Here is a 20,568-nt window from a genome sequence, read left to right as displayed (position 1 = left end):
GACCTCGCGGAAGGTTATCGTGACCGAATCCACCATCGTCATGACCGGTGCAACCGCCGGACTTGGCGCGTATGCCGCCAAACTCCTTGCTGAACGCCCCAATACGCGCCTGATCGTGGGTGCGCGAGGGTCTGGTCGAGATGTCCCCGGCGCCCAGGTGCTGCCGCTGGACCTGGCCTCGTTGGACAGCGTCAGGGAGTTCGCAGAGGAGGCCAAGCGGGAGCTTGGCAACGTTCCGATTGATGTGTTGGTACTCAATGCGGGAATCCAGTTCCGCGACACCAACCATCGGACCGTCGATGGTTTCGAGACGACCTTCGCGGTCAACCACCTGGCTCATTACCTTATGGCGCGGCTGCTCCTGCCCAGCCTTGCCGACGGAGGTCGTCTGGTGATCACCACGAGCGACACCCACGACCCGGCGATCATCCCGTTCGCGCCACGCTCGCTGGACCCGGCATTGCTTGCCCACCCCGAGATGGGCGGACGCTCCGCGGGACTTCGGGCCTATGCGTCGTCAAAGCTGTGCAATCTGTTGACCGCGCAATCCTTCGCCGCGTCGGATGGGGTCGCGCGCCGGCGGATCGACGTGGTGGCCTACAACCCAGGCCTGACCCTGGGGACCAACCTGGCAGGAGCGTCGCTATCGGGGCGCGTGATCACCGGGGTATTCCGGCCGATCCTGCGCCTGGTCTCGACGGTGCGACCCGCGTTCTATCCCGGCCGAATCGAAACCGCGGGAAAGGCGTTGGCGGATTTGTCGATTGGTGCGGTGAAACCGCCCGCCGGCCGCCTGTACGCGTCACTGGTGAAGGGACAGCTGACCTTTCCGGATCCCGCACCTCTGGCGCGGGACGAAAAGGCTGCCGACGAGTTGTGGAGTGACAGCGCCGCGATGGTCGGTATCTAGAGCCGGCCCGAGCTGACGAGAAAGTCCACGAATTCGTTGACCGTGGTCTCGGTGGACCGCGGGTCATAGCCCAGCTCGGTGCGTGCCTTGGTGATGTTCGCAGTGGGTGACACGGTCAGCTTGTTGAATGCGGCGCGACTCAGCGCATCGTTCTTCAGCAGCTTGCCGACCGGTTCGATGACCGGAATCGCGGCGTTGAGTAGACCCATGGGCAGCGCGAACAGCGGACCGCGCTTGCCGACATGCTGCGCGGCCAGACGACACACGTGCAACAGGCTGCCCATGTGCCCGCCGAGCAGATAGTTCTCGCCGGTGCGTCCCTTCTCGCCCGCCAGGTACAGGCCGAGCGCGACATCGCGAGCATCGACCAGGTCGTACTGGCTGGCGACCATTGCCGGTAGCCGCCCACGGGCGCTGTCGAACAGCAGCTGGTTGATACGCGACAGCGGTGCGGGGGCGGCCAGATCAACCGGGCCGTAGACACCGGTGGGGTTGCCGATCACGGCGTCCAGGCCGGACTCGATGACCTCGCGCACAGCTACCTCGCCACCCCACTTGGAGCGCTGATAGACAGGCAGGTCGGCACCCGTCGAGCGCGGCGAGGTCTCATCGAGAGCCGCCACGCTGTTGGAGTAGGAATCGATTGAGCTGCAATGCACCATGCGGCGCACGCCGACGGAGAGGGCGGCCTGCGCGACAGTGCGGGCGCCCTCGGTATTGATGCGCCAGCACAGCTCGTCCTCGTGCTTGAGGGTGATGACGGCCACCAGGTGATAAACCACCTCGACACCTTCGAGGGCCTTCGTCATGGAGGTCAGATCGAGAACGTCACCGGACACCCAGGTCACGGCGTCGCGGGTCTCCGGTGCGCTGGGCACCGCGCGGTCGATGGCGACGACTTCGTGCCCGTGCTCCACCAGGAGATTGACTAGGTTGGTACCAATGAAGCCGGCGGCTCCGGTGACGGCAGTCTTCATCTTTGTCCCTTATATGGCTCGGGTGTCGTAGCCGTCAGGCGCTGGTGCGGACGACGGCATCGCGTCCAACCTACCTAACGCTCGCTTGGTTGGCCTTGTGACATCTATTGCATCGCACCCCAGCGGGTTGGGGCAAGTGTTGCCATACTCTCCGGATGGGCCGCTCGCGTGAAGACCGAGAACCGCGCTGGCGCAAACTCGCTGTGGCGGCATCCGCGCTGCTCGTCGCCGGATGTGGGATAGGCCGGCCACCCGGGGCCACCGACGGCGAATACCTCACGGTGGGCACCACGGACCGGGTTTCCACGCTTGACCCGGCCGGTGCCTACGACAACGGGTCCTTCCTCGTCGAGAACCAGGTCTATCCCTTCCTGATGAACTTCACCCCCGGGACCGGTGAACTCAAACCCGACCTGGCCGCATCGTGTGGGTTCAAAAACCCCGCGCTCTACAGCTGCATGCTCAAGCCCGGTCTGGTGTTCGCCAACGGACACGAACTCACCTCATCGGATGTGAAGTTCTCGTACGACCGCGAGCGTGTGATCAACGACCCCAACGGGCCGCAATCGCTGTTGGCCAACCTCGATCGCGTCGAAACGCCCGACGACCTCACCGTCGATTTTCGGCTCAAGCTGCCCAACGACCAGACATTCCCCCAGGTGCTGGCCACCAACGCCGGGCCCATCATCGATGAAGAGGTCTTTCCCGCGGACCGCTTGTTGGACGATGACACCATCGCGCGCGCCGAACCATTCGCGGGGCCGTACACCATCACCTCACACTCCAAGAACCAGCTGATTGGGCTGCGCGCGAACCCCACATACGTTGGCGGGCTGGGCAAGCCGCAATGGGAGCTGATCGGTATCAAGTACTACACCGGTGGCGAGAACCTGAAGATCGACATCGAGAACCGTGCGATCGATGTTGCCTACCGGAGCCTGTCGCCCAACGACATCGAGACCCTGCGAGTCAATCCGCGTCTGGCTGTGCACGAGGGGCCAGGTGGGGAACTCAGATACATCGTCTTCAATCTCAAGACCATGCCGGGCGGCACGGACGCGCAGAAGCTGGCGATCCGCAAGGCTGTCGCGTCGTTGGTGGATCGTGAGGCGCTGTCTCGCAACATATACAAGGGCACCTTCACCCCTGCCTATTCGGTGGTGCCCGATTCGATGCCCGGTGCCGTGGAGTCGTTCAAGACACTCTATGGAGCCAAACCCAATAGCGAACTGGCCCGAAAGTTCCTGGCCGATGCCAATGTGGCTGTCCCCGTTCAGCTGAACCTGCAGTACAACCCGGATCATTACGGTGGTAACTCATCGGAGGAGTACGCGGCGGTGAAAGGCCAGCTCGAGTCGTCCGGCCTATTCCAGGTGGACTTGCAGTCCACCGAATGGGTTGCCTACCAGGAGCGGCGGTCATCGGACTCGTACCCCGTCTATCAGTTCGGCTGGTTCCCTGATTTCCCCGATCCGGACAACTATCTGACACCGTTCTTCATGCCGGACAACATGTTGGTGAACCACTTCGAGAACAGCACCATCACCCGACTCATCACCGCCGAAGCCACCGAGCAGGACCGCGCGACGCGTCTGCGCATCATCGGGCAGATCCAGGATCTGATGGCGCGCGACTACATTTCGACGCTGCCGCTGCTCACCGGGAAACAAATAGCGGTGTCGGTGAAGAACGTCGACGGCATCAAACTCGGCCCCTCGTTCAAGTTTCAGTTCACCCCGCTGAAGAAGGCCGGTGGTACCGCATGAGCACCACGCTGCTGCGCTATCTCGGGGTGCGCCTGGCGCTCATCATCCCGACGGCGTGGATCCTGATGACGCTGGTGTTCGTGCTCATGCGCGGTATCGGCGACCCCATCACCGCCCAGGCCGGTGGTCGACTGACCCCCGCCGAGGTCGCCAAACGCAAGGCCGAGGCGGGTTTCGACCGTCCGATCTGGACCCAATATTGGGAGTACCTCACCGGGGTGCTGCGCGGCGACTTCGGCCGCACGCTGACCGACAAGCGATCGATCACCGACATCATCGTGGTCAACGGTGCGGCGACCTTGGAGCTTGCGGTCGGCGCCATCCTGGTGGCGCTTCTGGTGGGGATTCCGTTGGGACGGCTGGCCGCAACGCATCGTGACAAGCTCACCGACGTATTCCTGCGGCTGGCTGCGGTGTTCTTCTATGCCGCCCCGGTGTTCTTTGTGGCGATTCTGCTCAAATTGTTCTTCTCGGTGAAACTCGGGTGGCTGCCGGCCTCGGGGCGTAGCACCGTCGGCACCGAAATCGCGCTGAATGCCATGCCGCACCGCACTCATCTGCTGTTGGTGGACACCGTGTTGTACGGCAACAGCGGATACTTCGTGGACGCGCTCAAGCATCTGGTGTTACCGGTGCTGGCCCTGGGGCTGTTGACGGCAGGCGTATTCCTGCGGCTGGTACGCGTCAACCTCCTGCAGACGCTGCGCGCGGGGTACGTGGACGCGGCCCGTGCCCGTGGGCTGCCGGAGCGAGTTGTGGTGGGACGGCACGCGTTTCGCAACTCACTGGTCCCGGTGGTGACGGTGATGGGAATGCAGATCGCCATGCTGCTCGCCGGGGCCGTGCTGACCGAGACGGCCTTCGAATGGAACGGATTGGGCTCGCAGCTGGCGCACTATCTTTCGGCGCGCGACTTCGTCGCGGTGCAAGGCATCGTCACCGTGATCGCGATCATCGTCGCGGTGATGAGTTTTGTCATCGACGTGGTGGTCGCCTTCATCGATCCGAGGGTGAGGTTTTGATGACGGCATCGGTCAGGCAGTCCCTCGGAGGCCGGCTGCGCGGGCTACCGGGGGCGGAGCTACTGCGCTCCACCCATGGACTGCAGCGGTTCACTCTTGTCGCGGGTCTGGTTCTCGTCGTGGGATTCATTCTGGTGGCGATACTGGCGCCCGTCCTGGCGCCGTATGGGTTCTCGCAGACCGGGGTGGGCGGAACCGACTTTGTGCGGCAGCAGGCTCCCTCTTGGGAGCACTGGTTCGGCACCTCGGTGCGCGGTGAGGACGTGCTCTCGCGCGTGCTGTTCGGTGCGCGCACCGCGCTACTGGTCATCCTGACCTCGCTGGTGGTTTCCCTGCCGGTGGGTGTGGTGCTGGGTTTGACCTCCGGATACCTGGGCGGCTGGCTGGACCGTGCGTTGGTGTTGGTGATGGACGCCTTGTACGCCATGCCCTCGCTGCTGTTGGCCATCGTGGTCTCGGTTGCCGTCACCGGAGGACAATCCAGCACCGGCGGAGGAATTTTCGCGGCAGCCGTCGCTATCATGGCGGTGTTCGTTCCGCAGTACTTCCGGGTGGTGCGCAACGCCACTGTGGGCGTCAAACAGGAGCCATTCGTCGACGCCGCGCGGGTCACTGGCGCCAGTACTTCGCGAATCTTGTTCCGGCACATACTTTCTAATGTCACCTCGTCGCTACCGGTGATCGTCACCCTCAACGGCGCGGAAGCCATTCTGACGCTGGCCGGGTTGGGTTTCCTGGGCTTCGGTATCGAGCCCACCCAGGCCGCCGAATGGGGATACGACCTGAACAAGGCGCTGTCGGATGTGGCCAACGGTATTTGGTGGACCGGAGTCTTTCCCGGTACCGCCATCGTCCTGGTGGTGCTCGGTATGACGCTGATGGGCGAGAGCCTCAACGAGGTCATCAATCCACTGTTGCGGACCCGGCGTGGTGACGCATGAGTGAGACACAAACGCCTGCCGCGTTGGAGTTCCGGTCGCTGTCGGTGACATTCAGTACAGACGGCGGTCCGGTGGCCGCCGTGGAAGACGTGTCCTTCGATGTGAAACCGGGGGAGGTGTTGGCGGTCGTCGGGGAGTCGGGTTCGGGTAAGTCGGTGTCCTCACGTACCGCGATTCGGCTGCTGCCGGACACCGCGCGCATCGCCGGTTCGGTCCTGCTCGGTGGGCGCGATGTCACCACACTGTCGGGCCGCGAGCTGACGGCGATGCGCGGTAAGGACATCGCCATGGTGTTCCAGGAGCCCGGGGCCGCGCTGGATCCCTTGTTCACCATCGGATACCAGGTGGCCGAGGCGGTCCGCGCGCATTCGGACTTGAGCCGCGTCCAGGTCCGCGCGCGCGTCATCGAGCTGCTCAAGCTCGTGCAGCTGCCCGACCCGGAGCGCCGCTACGACTGCTATCCGCATCAGCTCTCCGGCGGCCAGAAACAACGCGTGGTCATCGCCATCGCCATCGCATGCGACCCGAAGGTGATCATCGCCGACGAGCCCACCACTGCGCTGGACGTAACGGTTCAAGCCGAAATCCTGGAGCTGCTGCGGGATCTGCGCGACAGGATCGGCAGCGCGATCGTGCTCATTACCCACAACATGGGGGTGGTCGCCGATATCGCGGACCGGGTTGTCGTCATGAAACAGGGCAGGGTCGTCGAAATCGCGCCGGTGGAGCAGCTTTTCGCCGAACCTGCCGAGCCCTACACGCGGGCGTTGCTGGCCGCCGTCCCGCACCTGGGCCAGGGCGATCCCGAACATGCACCCGCGGGTGACGAGCCGTCCGAGCCCGTGCTGGAGGTGTCCGACCTCGTCGTGGAATTCCCCGGTCCGCTGGGCCGCGCATCCTTCCGCGCGGTTGACGATGTGAGCTTCAGCATAGGTAAGGGGAAAACCCTTGGACTGGTGGGGGAGTCGGGCTCGGGGAAGTCGACCATCGGCCGCTGTGTGGCGGCGCTGCAACTGCCTGCCTCGGGATCAGTGCGGGTGCTCGGCCAGGAACTCGTGGGTATGAGCCAGCGTAAGCTGCGCCCGCTGCGCGCCAAGTTCGGGTTTGTGTTCCAGGACCCGGCCACCTCGCTGAACCCGAAAATGCGGGTGGGTGACTGTATCGCCGAACCCATGTGGGTGCATCGATACGGTGACCGCAGCAAGATTTTCGCCCGGGTAACTGAGCTGATCAACGCGGTGCAACTTCCGGCCGGGACCGAAAACCGCTATCCGCATGAGCTTTCGGGAGGGCAGCGGCAGCGGGCCAACCTGGCGCGCGCGCTGGCGTTGGGTCCCGACCTGTTGGTCGCCGACGAGCCCACCAGTGCGCTCGATGTATCGGTGCAGGCGGCGGTGCTGGACTTGTTCGAGGAATTGCAACGCCAGTGGCAATTCGCCTGTCTGTTCATCAGTCACGATCTTGCCGTGGTGGATCGACTGGCCGACGAGGTGGCGGTGTTACGCCACGGCGTCCTCGAAGAGCTGGGTCCGCGGGGCGAGATTCTGCACAACCCATCGACCGAATACACCCGGACGTTGGTGGCCGCGGTGCCCGTGCCGGACCCCGTGGAACAACGGGCGCGTCGTTCCTCAACGCCGAGATGACCGGCTAGGAGGCACCCGCGGTGTGCTCGTGCGACGGTCCGTCGGCGGCCTTCTTGTGATCACCGGAACTCGACGCCGAGCCGGTATCCGGATGCCCCGGCTTGTGGTCGCTTGCCCCGCTCGGTGTGGAAGCCTGTTGTCCGCCAACGCTGGCTGACGAACCGGTGCTCGCACTCCCGTTCGTGGTGGAATTCTCGGTGCCGGAATGCGCGGTGGCCGAGGCGTCTGTGGCCGCCGCGCCGCTCTTCTTGGTCGCCATCGGTGTCTTCTCGGTCTTCGTAGATCCCGACTCGGCCGCCGGACCGGCCGCATGGTCGGAAAGCCTGCTCCCCGCGGTTTTCCCGTCGTGGGCTATGCCGTTGGCGCCGATACCGATCTTCGGCGTGATGGTGTTGGACTCGTGTGCCGCGGGCTTCTTGTCGACATCGGGCTTGCCCGGTGACTCTTTTGTCTTCGTTTCACCGGCCGCCGGAGAGGCTTTGGTGACCGGGCTCTCGGTGGCTTTGGCGAGGTGATCCGGCTGCGGGGAGGTCTTGCCGCTCGGTGTCTGCTCGGCCGGGTTGTTGGCAACCGTCACGCCGTGTGTCTCGCTGATCGAGACAGACTGGCCGTTGCGCTTCAACGTGACATCGCGTCCCGCGACCTCGAGGGTCGCTCCCGAAGGCGTGGTGACCGTGGTGCCGGTCGCAGCCTTGCCGATTGGCTCTTGAGATTGCTTGGTGGCGTTCTGCTTTGCAGATTCGGGCCGGTCTTCGATGGTCGCGACCACCTTGGTGCCCTCGGAGACGGTCGTGGTGCTGCCATCCCTGCTGAGGGTGGTACCGGGATTGGCCTTGATCTGATCGGCCGAGCGCTGCGCCGACTGGCTCGACTTGAGGTAGTCGGTCACGGCCGAGATGACTTCCCCGCCGTTCAGGCCGTGATCGACCACCCCGTCGCGCGGCACCCCGGGCAGCGAATGCACTTCGATGTTGACCGCAGTGGAACCCGGTGCCGCTGTGATGAATTGAGACTTGTACGGGGTGGCGACGACATCATTCTTGGTGCTCACCACCAGGTAGTCGACACCGGGCTTGGTGTCCGGCAGCTTGTCGAGCTTGTCGAGAAAGCGGCTGCCCACGGTCTGTTGCGACAAGGACGGCCAGCCCAGCGTGCTGACGGCCGAATAGATCACGTCTTTGACGGGTTTCCAGCCGTTGATATCGACCGAATTGCCCACCGGGCCAATGATGTCGGCGAGTCCACTGAAGGTGGTGCCGTGACTCGAGGGCGCTAACTGGACAACATTGGCCACCCTGTCGGATTTGTCCTGTGCGACGAAATTCTTGATCAGCAGGCCGCCCTGCGAATGGCCGACGAGGTCGACTTTGCCGGCGCCGGTTTGATCCAAGACCGTCGCGACTTCGTGGGCGAGCTGTTGTGTGGACACCTCGACATCGCCGAAGCCACGCAGCCCGATCTGTCGTCCGATCGAGCCCACGAGGCCCTGAAATCCCGTCTGGCCGTACTCGAAGGTGAAAGCCTTCATTCCCGCATCATGCAGACTCGTCTTCATCGCATCCCAGTACTTCTGGTTCTCGGCAGTTCCGTGAACCAGGACGACCGGGATGCTCCCCGGTGTTGGTGTGCCGGCTTCGGCAGGGGAGGCGAGGGATTCGGACTTGATGACCGCATCCAGACCGTGGCCGTTCTCACCCGGATTCAGTGAGATAGTGGCCCGCCGGGTGATGGTGAGGGTGGGCGATGAATCAGAGGCGGCGGGCCCGGCCCCGAGCGGTGTCGAGTCCGAGGTCAGGGAAATGTACCCGGAGTCCACCGTCAACGTGATCGGAGCAGACAAGGGGCTCTCTGAGATGGTGTGGAGCGCCGCGGGCGCCCCGTCGGTGACCACCAATGACGTGACCAGGGATGCGGCCAAGAGAACTCGCAGCCTGGCTGCGCGGGGGTGATGCGATAGGGGATTCCGTGAGGCACCGCGTGCGCGGTACGACGCCGTCGGCATGCACAAAACGGTAGGTGCTCAGCCGGTGGATCGCATGTCGAGCGCCCTAATTTTGTTGCAACACTGATGATTTGTGATTGGCATCACGGACGTGGGCTAGCCCAGCATCGAGAACGGCTGCGCTTCCTCGATTTCCAACGCGAGCTCAAGCAAGGTCCGCTCGTCGCCACGCCGGCCGCTGAGCATGACCCCGATGGGCAGACCGTCGGGATCTTCGCCGAGCGGCAGCGATATCGCCGGGGCGCCGGAGGCATTGTGTACCGGGGTGAATCCGACGTATGTGCTGAGCTTGTCCAGCAGCACCTCCGGATCCTGATCCGGCGTGAGATATCCGATGCGCGGCGTGGTGTGGGTGAGCACCGGCGTGAGCACCGCATCGATACCGGTGCCGAATCCGCGTTCGTACACCCGGGCGGACGCGGCCAGGCGGGCCAAGAACAGTGGTGTGCGGTACGACCGCCTGACAAACCGGCGGCTGAGGCCGAGCGTCAGCGGGTCCAGCCGGGAGGCGTCGAACCCGTCGAACAACCGGGGACCGCCCTTGGCGACGGCGAACGCCAAGAAAGACCAGTAGTCCTCGAAGTCGACCTTGAATGAGGGCAGCACCGCCGGAGCGTAGGGCTCGACGCTGTGGCCAAGGGACTCAAGCAGTTCCGCGGCCGAGTTCACCGCCTGCCGGGTCGCGGGATCCGTTGCCGGGGTGAAGGGGGAGTCCATGCACAGGCCGACGCGTAGCCGGCGCTGCACCGGGCGATCCACGCGGCCGATCGGTGTCAGCTTCGGATTGCGGTAGTGCAATTCTGCGGCCTCGAAGAACCGGGCACAGTCCCGGACGCTGCGTACCAGCACCCCATCGGCGACGATCTTCACCGGCGCCGAGCCGCTCGACGGATCACCCAAAAGTCTTCCGCGGCTGGGTTTTAGACCCACCAGCCCGCAGGCCGCCGCGGGAATCCGGATGGAGCCGCCGCCGTCGTTGCCGTGCGCGATGGGCACCACGCCTGCGGCCACCAATGCCGCCGAGCCGCCGGAGGACCCGCCCGCGGAGAAGTCCGTGTGCCACGGATTGCGGGTCACCGAGCCACCCGAGCGTTCCGTGCTGGCCGACCAGCCGTATTCGGGCATGGTCGTCGACGCGATGGGCACCACCCCGGTGCTGAGGAACTGTTGTGTGAACGGCCCGTCGACGGTCTGCAGCGTCGGCGCGATGGCGGCAGAGCCTTCCGTCAGCGGCATGCCCGCCACGTGGATATTGCATTTCGTCGCGGTGGGTACACCCTGAAACGTGCCGAAGACGCCGGAAGCGGCGGCACCCTCCGCGGCCTGCGCGCGTTCACGCGCACGGGGAAAGTCCTTGAATTCCACAGCATTGAGTGCCGGATTGACCCGCTCCAGCCGGACGATGGCGGCCTCGGCGCATTCGGCCGCGGTGACCTCGCCGGAAGCGATTCGCTCGGCGACCCCGGTGGCATCCAGGTCGCCCAGCGCGTCCTCGGTGAATGCGTGGATGCGGGTCATGCATGACCTCCTAGGTAGGCGACGATCGCGTTGGTCAGCCCGCGGCGGGCCTCCTCCAGATCCGAATAGGTACCCAGCTGTTTTTCCGATACGAGTCCGCGCATGGCGCCCGGGATGAAGGCCGCTACCTCGCGCACCCGGACCGGATCCACCTCCAGGCCGTCGAACGCCTGCTGGCACGCCCGCGCCCAACGATGCTTCCACGACGCCAGCTCAGCGGCCGTGTGGGGGTACATCCGTTCGAGCTCCGTGGAGTCGGGCGGCAGCGCCCGGCGCAGGTTCTCGATGGCCCGCGAGTCCGGAGACGTCAAACCCCGAAACAGGGTCTCGACGATCGCGCTCACCCGTTGAACCAGCGGGCCCGTCGGGTCGTTGCGCCAGGGTTGGTCGCCACGGCGTTCGGCGGTGCGCTGCAGCACCGCGGCCCACAGCCCGTCGATATCGCCGAATTGATACTTCACGGCACCCCAGGTGGCGCCACATTCCTTGGCGATCCTGTTCGCCGATACCGCCGCCGGGTCGCCGGTGGCAAGTACCCGCAGGGCGGCGTCGAGCATGCTCTCGCGGGTTGCCAGACCGCGACGATTCGCCCGCCGCCCCGTGGCCACCACTTCGCTCATCCGGATGATGCTAGCGGGCGGAGAATTTTCATAGAAGTCTCTATGAAAAGGGGGTGCGGTGGATTACTGTCCCCGCTTGAGGAGGTTCCGATGCCGAAGCCGCCGTTGTCGATGAAGCCCACCGGGTGGTTCCAGGTTGCCTGGTCCGCGGAGATCGCCGTCGGCGCCGTGCGGCGTCTGACCTACTTCGGGCGCGAGATGGTGGCCTGGCGTGCGCAGTCGGGGGAGCCGGCGGTGATGGACGCCTACTGCGAGCACCTCGGTGCGCACCTGGGTCACGGTGGACATGTCGAGGGCGACCACATCGTCTGCCCGTTCCACGGCTGGGAGTGGAACCGCGATGGCAGGAACGTGTGCATCCCCTACGAGAAGCGACCAAACCCGTTGCGGCGCATTCGAAGCTATCCAGTGGTGGAACGCAACGAGGCGATCTACATCTGGCACGACACCGACGGCCGTGAACCGTTTTTCGACGTCCCGGATGTGTTCACCGGGTTCGACGACGGCAGCAGTGCCCAGGACTACTACCCAGGATTCCCGCACAGCACCCTGTATCGCGAACGGCTGCAACTGCATCCGCAGTATGTTCTAGAGAACGGGGTCGACTTCGCGCATTTCAAATACGTACACAGGACTCCGTTCATTCCGAAGTTCACCCGGCAGGAGTTCGAGAAGCCGATCTCCTACGTCGACTTCACCATCGCCTTCGACGAGATACCGGGCATGTCCGCCGAGGACATGAAAAGTGGTGTGCAGGCCATCAACGGCGGCTTGGGCGTCGCCGTCACCAAGAGCTGGGGAATGATCGACAACCGCACCGTTTCGGCGGTGACTCCCGTCGATGACGAGACCTGTGATGTGCGGTTCACCGTCTTCATCGGCAGGCAATCCGGTGACGAATCCGCTGAGCCGCCACATACCGCGAAGACGTTCTCGCAAGCCATCATCGACCAATTTCTCGCCGATGTTCACATCTGGTCGCATCAGCGGTACTCGGACCCGCCCGCGTTGGTGCGCGCCGAATACGAAGGCTTCATCGCCCTGCGCAAATGGGCGACACAGTTCTACCCGGAAGCTACCCAAAGGATGATCAGAGCATGAGTGCAGTCAGGGTGTTTCAGGTTGCCACCGGAAATGTCGGCACCGAGATGATCAAGCGCATCGCCCGGCACCCCGATCTGGAGCTGGCCGGATTGCATTGCTACTCAACGGAAAAGATCGGCCGGGATGCCGGTGAGCTCGTGGGGCTGGAACCCAACGGAGTCATCGCCACCGGCACCGTCGACGAGATCATCGCCGCCAAGCCCGACGTACTGACCTTTCATGGGGTCTTCCCCGACGAGGATCTCTACGTCAAGGTGCTGGAGGCGGGCATCGACATCGTCACCACCGCCGACTGGATCACCGGGCATCACCGCGACCAGAACCACCCGCACCCGTCGGGCCGACCCACCACCGACGTGCTGCAGCAGGCATGCGAACGCGGCGGATCGACCTTTTACGGCACCGGGATGAACCCGGGGCTGACGCAGATCCTGGGCGTTGTCCACTCCTGCGATGTCGCCGAGATCGAGAACGTGACCGTCATCGAATCGGTGGACGTGTCCTGCCATCACTCGGTGGACTCCTGGGAGATGGTCGGATACGGGCGGCCAGTGACAGACCCCGAGATTCCGTCGCTCTTGGAGAAGGGCACCCGCGTCTTCGCCGACGGGGTGTACCTGATGGCCGACTGCTTCGGCCTGAAACTTGACGACGTGACGTTTTCCTATGAGCTGGGCGCCTGCACCGAAGACGTCGACCTCGGTTGGTACCGGCTGCCCAAGGGCTCTTTGGGTGCCAACTACCTCAAATACCAAGGGATCGTCGACGGGGTGCCCAAGGTCGAGGTGCACGTCGAATGGCAGATGACCCCGAAGACTCAGCCGCACTGGAACGTCAAGGGCTGCTACGTCACCAAGATCCAGGGCGATCCCTGCGTCTACAGCAAGCACATGGTCATCCCGAAGCCCGGCACCGACTTCTCCGACCCCGCCGCCTTCGCATCCGTCGGGATGACCGTCACGGGCCTGCCCGCGCTCAACGCCATCCGGAGCGTCATCGATGCCCCGCCGGGCATCCTCACCTCGGCCGACCTGCCACTGCGCGGATTCGCGGGCCGGTTCAAGTAGGGCTGTGCGGACACCGCTGACAGCTGGGACGGGTAGCCTAAGGCCCGTTATGAGCGAGCGAGCCGACAAACCCAGTAATTCGTACGCTGCGGCCGGGGTGGATATCGAAGCCGGTGACCGGGCGGTCGAGCTGTTCAAGAAATCCGTCGCCAAGACGCATCGCCCTGAGGTGCTGGGCGGTATCGGTGGCTTCGCCGGGCTGTTCGCCCTCAAGGGCGGATACCGCGAGCCGGTGCTGGCAGCCTCCACTGATGGCGTCGGCACCAAGATCGCCGTCGCCCAGGCCATGGACAAACGCGACACCGTCGGCCTCGATCTGGTGGCCATGGTCGTCGATGACCTGGTCGTGTGCGGGGCCGAGCCGCTCTTCCTGCAGGACTACATCGCCGTCGGCAAGGTGGTGCCCGAACGCGTCAGCGAGCTGGTCGCCGGTATCGCCGAGGGATGCGCCATCGCAGGCTGCGCGCTGCTCGGTGGCGAGACCGCCGAACATCCGGGCCTGATGGCCCCCGATGACTTCGACCTGTCGGCCACCGGAGTGGGCGTAGTGGAGGCCGACCGGGTGCTGGGACCGGACCGGGTGCGTCCGGGCGATGTCGTCATCGCGATGCGATCCTCGGGACTGCATTCCAATGGGTACTCGTTGGCACGGCACGTGCTACTCGAAATCGACCGGATGGACCTGTTCGGACAGGTCGAGGAGTTCGGCCGCACTCTCGGCGAGGAGCTCCTGGAGCCCACCCGCATCTACGCCAAGGACTGCCTGGCGCTGGCCGCCGAGACCGAGGTGCGGACCTTCTGCCACGTCACCGGTGGCGGGCTCGCGGGCAATCTCGCCCGCGTGATCCCCGACGGATTGGTCGCCGAACTCGACAGGGGTAGTTGGACTCCCGGTCCGATCTTCGCGATGATCGCCCAGCGCGGCCGCATCGAGCGCGCCGAGATGGAAAAGACCTTCAACATGGGCGTCGGCATGGTCGCCGTCGTCGCACCCGAAGACGTCGACAGGGCACTCGCGGTCCTGACCGCACGACACATCGACTGCTGGACCCTTGGCGCCATCAAGAAGAAGTCGGGCAAGGATTCAGGCGGCGAAAGTGCCTTACTCGTGGGGCAGCACCCGAGGTTCTAAGAACCTCGGGTGGGAATACCGACGGGCCGTTACCGGCGCCAGGCGTCCTCGTCGTCCGTCCAGCGGTCGCTGGCGCGGTCGTCATCCGGCTGAGATACCGGAGCGCCGGAAAGTTCACGGCGGAGTTGCTCGAGATCCGTGTTAGGAGAGCTGTATTTCAGCTCGCGAGCAACCTTGGTCTGCTTTGCCTTTGCCCGGCCGCGGCCCATGGGGGAACCCCCTCGCGCAATAGCGGAGCGGCCCAATTTCAGGGCGGCTCCGGTGGAGTGTTTTTATCGATCCTGACGATAGTTTAGCGTGCCGATCCACCAACTGCTGCACGCCCTAACTACCCGGTTGAACAGACCCTTGCCGCAGTCGGTTCACGGCCTCCCGCCCGCGCTGCTCACCCTGCAGGTCGGGCAGTAGATCTAGGTCGATGGCGGCGGGTGACGGACCCGCCGACAGGGGCGCCGGATTGCCGTTCGAAAGGGCCTCGACGACCGATCGTTTGACCAAAGCCAGCGCTATGGGACCCAGGTCGACATGATCGACCACGGAGCCCACCCGACCCACTGCGCGGCCGGCGGCGGCCACCTCGTCACCAGTGGATGGGCGATCGGCGGAACCATCCAGATGTAGCAACACCAGCACTCGCGGCGGCTTGCCCAGGTTGTGTACCCGGGCCACCGTCTCCTGCCCGCGGTAGCAGCCCTTGGCCAGATGCACGGCCCGCGGATCGTCGTCCGGGCCGATACCGCCGATCCAGGCCACTTCGTGGGGAATGGTTCGCTCATCGGTGTCCAGGGTCAGCCGGGGGCGCGCGGCAGCGACCCGGAGCGCCTCGAACGCCCACAGGCCGGCAGGACGCACGCCCAGACGTTCGGCCAGGCCCGCTCCGGACGGGATGAGGAGGTCGAAGGTCGCGTCGGGCAGCGGCCACGGCATGCGCCTGATGAAGCCGCCACCGGGTAGCGCGACGGCGCTGTCGAGCGCGGGCAGGGCCGCGATTCCCAACTTCCCGGCGAGCTCTGCGGTGCCGGGTCCGAGCAGGGTGAAGACCTTCAGCTCGGACGCGGCCACCTCAACCTTGGCCCAGAACACCATCTTGGTGAGGAAGTCCTTGAGCGCCTGGCCACGCCATGGTTCGGTATCCAGGTACGTGACACCGTCCAGATCGGTTTGCACCCAGTGGTCTTCGACACGCCCCTGCCCGTCGAGGCTGAGGTTCTCCCGTGTCTGGCCGTCTCGTAGGTCGGCGACGTGCTGGCTGGAGATGGTGTGCAGCCAGCTCAGCCGTTCGGCACCGGACAACGAAATCGTCGGTCTACCCGATCTGTCCACGAGGACGGCGCCGGTGAGGGCCGCACGCTGCTCACCTAGGGGATCGCCATAGTGCCACACCGCACCGGCGTCGGGGTTGCCTTCAGGTACGTAAACAGCCGTCATCGGTGCCTAATGTTCTTCACGCAAGCGGCTCATCACATGTGCAACTCTACGACCGCTAATCTCATTGCCCATGGCGGTAGCGGTGGTGGTCACACTCGACGGTGAAGTGCATGACCCCGAGGTGCCGCTGTTGCATGCCGACGAGCTCGCCGCTGTTCGCGGTGACGGAGCGTTCGAGACGGCACTGGTGCGTGGCGGCGCCGTCTGCAAGCTGGAAGCCCATCTGGACCGGATGGCCGTATCGGCGGCGTCGATGGATCTCGCCGAGCCCGACCGTGCCGCCTGGCGGGCTGCGGTCCAGATCGGTGTACGGCAATGGAATTCGATGTCGGGTGCGGACGCGATGCTGCGCCTGGTGTACACGAGAGGGCGTGAAAGCGGTGGGGGTGCAACGGCATACCTGACCATCGCGCCGGTTCCCGCGCGCTCGTTGACGGCGCGGCGTGACGGTGTCTCGGTGATTACCCTGGATCGCGGGTTACCCGCGCAACCCGCCGAGCCGCTGCCGTGGCTGCTATCGGGCGCGAAGACGCTCTCGTACGCCATCAACATGTCCGCCCTGCGATACGCCGAAGTGCAAGGGGCGCAGGACGTCATCTTCGTCAGCTCGGATGGATTCGTGCTCGAGGGTCCGCGCTCGACGGTCATCGTGGACACCGGTGACGCCCTGGTGACACCTTTCCCGGAGCATGGGATCTTGCATGGAACCACCCAGCGGGCGCTTTTCGAGGTGGCCGCCGCAGAGGGCGTTCAGTGCCGGTATGAGGCCGTGACGCCCGCTGATTTGGTTGCTGCCCAGGATGTTTGGATGCTGGCCAGCATTACTCTGGCGGCGCGGGTGCGCACGCTCGACGGTGCAGACCGTCCTGCGGGGCCGCTGGCGGCGCGGCTGCCCGAGCTGGTCGACAAGGCGATCGCGCAATAACGCGAGCAGACGCTTAGTGCACAGAGTTCCTGGGCTTTCGCGCACCAAGCGTCTGCTCGCCGACACACCACTAGGCGACCGCGCCGGGGTCTTGGATATCGTCGGCGGGCACCTCGGTCAGTGCCGCCAGCGCATCGGTGAGGAGCCGCTGGATCGCGGCATTGATTCCGGTGCAACCATTTTCGATCTTTGTTGCGTTCTTCTGGATCGAGCTGGCCATGCTCTTGACCTTCTCGATATCGCCCAGCTGAGCGAGCGCCTCGCTGATCTTTTCTTCAGCGGTAGCGATCTGCTCGGACCCGCGCCGGCTGCTTACCGCGAGGGCGCTTGCGCGCAGCAGCATGATGACGGTCCGCAATAGTGCGGGATCGTCGGACTGAGGGTCGAATGCGACCACGATCCTCCGCGGCCCCAGCACCCGGATCGACTGTCCGCCGTTCTGCTCGGCCGTCGGGACGATCCCCAACGAGGCGACCGCCTCCCGGTTTCGCTCCGCCTTATCGAGATAGGGGCCCCATTTCCGGTCGGCCGAGTCGGTCATCTCGATCACCAGCTGCGTCGGACCGCCGTTCACGGCGAGCACGCCGTCGCCCATCATGCAGCGCGAGATTGTGCCCGCGGAGTTGCTGGTGTCGGTGTACTCATCGCCCAAGCCGGCGGCGATATCGTCGACCAGGGCGTTGATGGCCTCCTCATAGACGAATCCCTTCTTGGTGGTGCGGCTGGTCACGGAGCGCTTCGCCTCCTGCACCTTCAACGTGACGATCACCTCGTCGACCTTCTTGACCAGGTCTGAGTGGTTCTCGTTGAGCGCCTTGGTGAGCTTCTGCTGCTGCGCGTCGAGCGCCGCGGTGTGTTTGGCGATGGGCGAGATTGGGTCACTCGGATCGAACTGCTTGGCGGTCTTCTCCTGCAGCGCCGTGAATGTCACCTTGGCCTTGGCGTCCAGATCAGTGCCGAACTTCTCCAGCAGCGGCACCATGCGCTCGACGACTTCGGGATGGTCGCCCCCGAAGAGCCGACGGATTTCCGCGACGACGGTCTTGGTCGAGTCCTGCAGCTCCTTGCGCGTGGTCTTGTCGGCGTCGCCGATGGCCTTTTTGGCGTCCTCTGAGGCCCTCGCGACGGTGTCGGATGCGGACTTCACAGCACGCTCGGTGACTTCGACGGCCTTGGTGCTGGTCTCGGCGGCCTTCTCGCCGAGGTCCCGCATCATCTGCTCCACCGCCCGTGCATCCTGGGCCTGGCCTGCGGCCGAGAGCGCATGCGCGCCGATCTTGACGGCCTCGGTGACGAATGCGCTGAGGTCCGCGGCGGCCAGTTCGTCTGGATCGTCCACGATGCGGCCGCGTTCGCCGGTGGTCCAGCGCTGCGCCTCGCGGGCAACATCCTTGTCGTGCACGGTGATTCGCTCGATGTAGACGCCTGTCAGGGTGTCGTCGAAACGGGCTTGTGCCTTGTTGTCGGTCATATCTCCTCCTGAATTTGAGAGTGCCCGCCGGATGCGGGTCGGATGAATTCAGGCTGCGCCCACTTGTGCAAATTGCCAACAGTAGTTACTGATAAGGGGGCTTATCAGTAACTACTGTTGGCAATTTCAGACAGCAGGTCTAGCTTGGGGGAAGCCCGGAAAGGAGGTGCCATGAACACGCTGACCCTGCAGGATGTCGCGGACCTTGCCAACGTACAACGCCCTGTCGTCAGCATGTGGCGAAAGCGCCCCGTGGTTCGAGGCGTCTCGGTGCCTTTTCCCGCCCCGGTCGATAACGCCGGGGGAATCGAACGGTTCGATCGCAACCAGATTGTCGAATGGCTGACCGATACGGGCCGGGGTAACAACCGCGAGCATGCGTACGACGCGTCCGCGGTCGCCGTCCCCGCGGGCGTCCGTCTGGAGGAGGCCGTCACACTGCTGTGCTGGCATGTGCTGACCGGGCAGGAGTTGGCCGGAACATCCGAGCAGACGCGCGTCGCGCTGGCTGACGAACACGACCCCGACGACTTGGCAATCGCCCGTGAAATACGGCAGGTGAACCCGCCCGAGGAGGTGCTGCTCTACATCGACGACCTGATCGAAGTCTCGCTGGGTTCCAGCGACGCTTTGACGAGGGTTGAGACAGGGCGCCTCGGCCGTGAGGGCGGTCTGCGCGGGCTGAGTGTGCGTGGAATCGAGTTGCTGCGCTGCCTCATTGAGGCTGCGGCGGTGCACCTTGGCCAGGACGAGGTGATACTCACGGCAGAAGATGCCGCAGTCGCGCTGGACGTAGCTGAGGCGTGCGGAATTGATATCTGCACCACCGACCGCGGCTTACGACGCCGGGCGCTGATCCGGGGACTATTCGTTGGGGAAGCTGTTGCAGGCAAATCTGTTTCAGCGCTATCGCTTGTTGGCCGCGACATATCCCAAACTCTCGATGCAATGGACGACGTTGTGTTGGGGCTGGCCTCCGGCGATATCGCGGTGGTTCTAGGAAGTGCGTCCGCGCTCACCGATGAACTCGCCGGGGATTTCCAACATCGTCGCGCCGAGGTGCTACGAGTCAACAACCTCGTTGCGGCGCTGCGCCTTCCGCGCGGGTTGTGGGCCGAGGCGCATCGCCAGGCTCTCGCCGTGTGGGTATGTATCGGCGGCGCGGATGCGGCGAAAGTTTCGGTGGCGGATCTCGGTGCGGTCGAGACCATAGAACTGACCGACCTTGCGGCCGACATCGCTGGGGCGCTGTCACGAAATGACAAGCGCGCATACCGCTATGCGCGGGTGATCGATATTGCTACGATTCTTGCCCGGGGGCCGGTGGTGCCGCGCGGCGTGCGGGCAGTGAAAGTTGGCGGCGATCGCCTCGGCAAGTATCTCGATGACGTTCATCGGGCGACCCTGACCACCACCGCGCCGCTGGGCTCCCTTGATGTATTGGCGAGGCCGGCTGACGGCAATATTCGGCTGCAGCACCGCTCGCTCGGCGAGGCACACGTTCTCAAGCGCCTCCGATTGCTGCGGGGACGGCGTATCGACCGCACCGCCGGGGCGGTCGATGGGACCGTGCAGGTACTGCCCGTCGAGTTGGTGGGGTCACTTTTCCTGGACCCGTTCGATGCCGTGCGCAAATATCCGCGAGCGGTCCGCACCGAACCCGGCGACGTCATCTTTGTCGAGAAGCCGAAGCCGCGGGCCTGGGTGGACGCGCGGGGCGGGGCGGTGGTCGCCTCACCGGCGCGTGTCATCCGGCTGGCCGATTCCGCGGAGATCGGCCCGCGCCTGCTTGCCGCCGTCATCAACGAAAGAGCCAGTGCTGGAAGCGAATGGAAGACCTGGAGCGTGCCGGTACTCAAGGCTGATGAGGCCGCGCGGCTGGAAGACGCATTGCGGCGCACAGAGGACTACGAGCGCGAGTTGGCTCGCAGAACCAAAGCGGCCAGAGATTTGAAGTCCGCGTTGATCGACGGGGTAGCCGCGGGCGCCCTAACCCTCGACATCACCACGACCAGTATTTGAGAAGAGAGGAAAGCGCA

General features: G+C 64.7%; 17 protein-coding genes. 10 read left to right on the top strand and 7 right to left on the bottom strand.

What is annotated here, in order from left to right:
* Positions 1–19 precede the first annotated feature (19 nt).
* On the top strand, positions 20–910 hold the full coding sequence (locus BKG76_RS06365; protein ID WP_070936701.1) for an SDR family NAD(P)-dependent oxidoreductase: 891 nt from the start codon (positions 20–22) through the stop codon (positions 908–910).
* On the opposite strand, the gene BKG76_RS06360 is transcribed toward BKG76_RS06365, so the two are convergent.
* Entirely contained in the window at positions 907–1,887 is a 981-nt protein-coding gene (locus BKG76_RS06360; protein WP_070936700.1) for an NAD-dependent epimerase/dehydratase family protein, read from the bottom strand. The genes BKG76_RS06365 and BKG76_RS06360 overlap by 4 nt on opposite strands.
* 239 nt (positions 1,888–2,126) lie before the next feature.
* On the opposite strand from BKG76_RS06360, the gene BKG76_RS06355 reads away from it, so the two are divergent.
* Genes BKG76_RS06355 through BKG76_RS06340 form a run of 4 tightly spaced genes read left to right on the top strand, consistent with a single transcriptional unit; the run spans position 2,127 to position 7,262 of the window.
* Positions 2,127–3,653 carry an ABC transporter substrate-binding protein gene (locus BKG76_RS06355; protein ID WP_070936917.1) on the top strand — a complete coding sequence of 509 codons (1,527 nt, stop codon included), beginning with the start codon at positions 2,127–2,129 and terminating at the stop codon, positions 3,651–3,653.
* On the top strand, positions 3,650–4,675 hold the full coding sequence (locus BKG76_RS06350) for an ABC transporter permease (RefSeq protein ID WP_070936699.1): 1,026 nt from the start codon (positions 3,650–3,652) through the stop codon (positions 4,673–4,675). The genes BKG76_RS06355 and BKG76_RS06350 overlap by 4 nt, the downstream gene beginning before the upstream one ends.
* Positions 4,675–5,616, top strand: a complete 942-nt coding sequence (locus BKG76_RS06345) for an ABC transporter permease (RefSeq protein ID WP_070936698.1) — start codon at positions 4,675–4,677, stop codon at positions 5,614–5,616. Before BKG76_RS06350 ends, BKG76_RS06345 begins: the two co-directional genes overlap by 1 nt.
* Positions 5,613–7,262 carry an ABC transporter ATP-binding protein gene (locus BKG76_RS06340; RefSeq protein ID WP_070936697.1) on the top strand — a complete coding sequence of 550 codons (1,650 nt, stop codon included), beginning with the start codon at positions 5,613–5,615 and terminating at the stop codon, positions 7,260–7,262. Before BKG76_RS06345 ends, BKG76_RS06340 begins: the two co-directional genes overlap by 4 nt.
* A 4-nt stretch (positions 7,263–7,266) precedes the next feature.
* Here BKG76_RS06340 and BKG76_RS06335 read toward each other — a convergent pair whose 3' ends face one another.
* The 3 genes from BKG76_RS06335 to BKG76_RS06325 form a co-directional block, all read right to left on the bottom strand.
* On the bottom strand, positions 7,267–9,264 hold the full coding sequence (locus BKG76_RS06335; protein ID WP_070936696.1) for an esterase/lipase family protein: 1,998 nt from the start codon (positions 9,262–9,264) through the stop codon (positions 7,267–7,269).
* Positions 9,265–9,360: 96 nt separating this feature from the next.
* Positions 9,361–10,782, bottom strand: coding sequence for an amidase (locus BKG76_RS06330; protein ID WP_070936695.1), 1,422 nt, complete (start codon positions 10,780–10,782; stop codon positions 9,361–9,363).
* Complete coding sequence (locus BKG76_RS06325) at positions 10,779–11,402, bottom strand: TetR/AcrR family transcriptional regulator (RefSeq protein WP_070936694.1); 624 nt, start codon at positions 11,400–11,402, stop codon at positions 10,779–10,781. Before BKG76_RS06325 ends, BKG76_RS06330 begins: the two co-directional genes overlap by 4 nt.
* Before the next feature lie 90 nt (positions 11,403–11,492).
* Between BKG76_RS06325 and BKG76_RS06320 the strand changes: the two genes are divergently transcribed.
* The 3 genes from BKG76_RS06320 to purM are packed head-to-tail and all read left to right on the top strand — an operon-like array spanning position 11,493 to position 14,705.
* Entirely contained in the window at positions 11,493–12,503 is a 1,011-nt protein-coding gene (locus BKG76_RS06320; protein WP_070936693.1) for a Rieske 2Fe-2S domain-containing protein, read from the top strand.
* On the top strand, positions 12,500–13,573 hold the full coding sequence (locus BKG76_RS06315) for an NAD(P)H-dependent amine dehydrogenase family protein (RefSeq protein WP_070936692.1): 1,074 nt from the start codon (positions 12,500–12,502) through the stop codon (positions 13,571–13,573). The genes BKG76_RS06320 and BKG76_RS06315 overlap by 4 nt, the downstream gene beginning before the upstream one ends.
* Positions 13,574–13,622: 49 nt before the next feature.
* Entirely contained in the window at positions 13,623–14,705 is a 1,083-nt protein-coding gene (gene purM / locus BKG76_RS06310; RefSeq protein WP_070936691.1) for a phosphoribosylformylglycinamidine cyclo-ligase, read from the top strand.
* 29 nt (positions 14,706–14,734) lie between these two features.
* Here the strand turns inward: purM and BKG76_RS06305 are convergent, their stop codons facing one another.
* Both BKG76_RS06305 and ygfZ read right to left on the bottom strand, forming a co-directional pair.
* Positions 14,735–14,914, bottom strand: a complete 180-nt coding sequence (locus BKG76_RS06305; protein ID WP_070936690.1) for a DUF3073 domain-containing protein — start codon at positions 14,912–14,914, stop codon at positions 14,735–14,737.
* A gap of 115 nt (positions 14,915–15,029) precedes the next feature.
* On the bottom strand, positions 15,030–16,133 hold the full coding sequence (gene ygfZ, locus BKG76_RS06300; protein WP_070936689.1) for a CAF17-like 4Fe-4S cluster assembly/insertion protein YgfZ: 1,104 nt from the start codon (positions 16,131–16,133) through the stop codon (positions 15,030–15,032).
* Positions 16,134–16,203: 70 nt separating this feature from the next.
* On the opposite strand from ygfZ, the gene BKG76_RS06295 reads away from it, so the two are divergent.
* Complete coding sequence (locus BKG76_RS06295; protein ID WP_070936688.1) at positions 16,204–17,058, top strand: aminodeoxychorismate lyase; 855 nt, start codon at positions 16,204–16,206, stop codon at positions 17,056–17,058.
* 70 nt (positions 17,059–17,128) lie between these two features.
* Here the strand turns inward: BKG76_RS06295 and BKG76_RS06290 are convergent, their stop codons facing one another.
* Positions 17,129–18,529 (bottom strand): Fis family transcriptional regulator, encoded by a 1,401-nt coding sequence (locus BKG76_RS06290; protein WP_070936687.1) that lies wholly within the window; start codon positions 18,527–18,529, stop codon positions 17,129–17,131.
* A 171-nt stretch (positions 18,530–18,700) separates the two neighbouring features.
* On the opposite strand from BKG76_RS06290, the gene BKG76_RS06285 reads away from it, so the two are divergent.
* Positions 18,701–20,551, top strand: coding sequence for a hypothetical protein (locus tag BKG76_RS06285; protein ID WP_070936686.1), 1,851 nt, complete (start codon positions 18,701–18,703; stop codon positions 20,549–20,551).
* Positions 20,552–20,568 lie beyond the last annotated feature (17 nt).

Origin of the sequence: Mycobacteroides franklinii, from assembly GCF_001853795.1 — a bacterium.
Classification (GTDB): Bacteria; Actinomycetota; Actinomycetes; order Mycobacteriales; family Mycobacteriaceae; genus Mycobacterium; species Mycobacterium franklinii.
This window is presented reverse-complemented; position numbering and strand designations above follow the sequence as displayed.

Excerpts from the sequence above, each read along its gene's own strand:
- BKG76_RS06330 (WP_070936695.1), bottom strand. The coding sequence starts at position 10,782 with ATGACCCGCATCCACGCATTCACCGAGGACGCGCTGGGCGACCTGGAT.
- purM (WP_070936691.1), top strand. The coding sequence starts at position 13,623 with ATGAGCGAGCGAGCCGACAAACCCAGTAATTCGTACGCTGCGGCCGGG.
- BKG76_RS06325 (WP_070936694.1), bottom strand. The coding sequence starts at position 11,402 with ATGAGCGAAGTGGTGGCCACGGGGCGGCGGGCGAATCGTCGCGGTCTG.
- BKG76_RS06360 (WP_070936700.1), bottom strand. The coding sequence starts at position 1,887 with ATGAAGACTGCCGTCACCGGAGCCGCCGGCTTCATTGGTACCAACCTA.
- BKG76_RS06340 (WP_070936697.1), top strand. The coding sequence starts at position 5,613 with ATGAGTGAGACACAAACGCCTGCCGCGTTGGAGTTCCGGTCGCTGTCG.
- BKG76_RS06345 (WP_070936698.1), top strand. The coding sequence starts at position 4,675 with ATGACGGCATCGGTCAGGCAGTCCCTCGGAGGCCGGCTGCGCGGGCTA.
- BKG76_RS06320 (WP_070936693.1), top strand. The coding sequence starts at position 11,493 with ATGCCGAAGCCGCCGTTGTCGATGAAGCCCACCGGGTGGTTCCAGGTT.
- ygfZ (WP_070936689.1), bottom strand. The coding sequence starts at position 16,133 with ATGACGGCTGTTTACGTACCTGAAGGCAACCCCGACGCCGGTGCGGTG.
- BKG76_RS06290 (WP_070936687.1), bottom strand. The coding sequence starts at position 18,529 with ATGACCGACAACAAGGCACAAGCCCGTTTCGACGACACCCTGACAGGC.
- BKG76_RS06350 (WP_070936699.1), top strand. The coding sequence starts at position 3,650 with ATGAGCACCACGCTGCTGCGCTATCTCGGGGTGCGCCTGGCGCTCATC.
- BKG76_RS06335 (WP_070936696.1), bottom strand. The coding sequence starts at position 9,264 with ATGCCGACGGCGTCGTACCGCGCACGCGGTGCCTCACGGAATCCCCTA.
- BKG76_RS06295 (WP_070936688.1), top strand. The coding sequence starts at position 16,204 with ATGGCGGTAGCGGTGGTGGTCACACTCGACGGTGAAGTGCATGACCCC.
- BKG76_RS06305 (WP_070936690.1), bottom strand. The coding sequence starts at position 14,914 with ATGGGCCGCGGCCGGGCAAAGGCAAAGCAGACCAAGGTTGCTCGCGAG.
- BKG76_RS06285 (WP_070936686.1), top strand. The coding sequence starts at position 18,701 with ATGAACACGCTGACCCTGCAGGATGTCGCGGACCTTGCCAACGTACAA.
- BKG76_RS06315 (WP_070936692.1), top strand. The coding sequence starts at position 12,500 with ATGAGTGCAGTCAGGGTGTTTCAGGTTGCCACCGGAAATGTCGGCACC.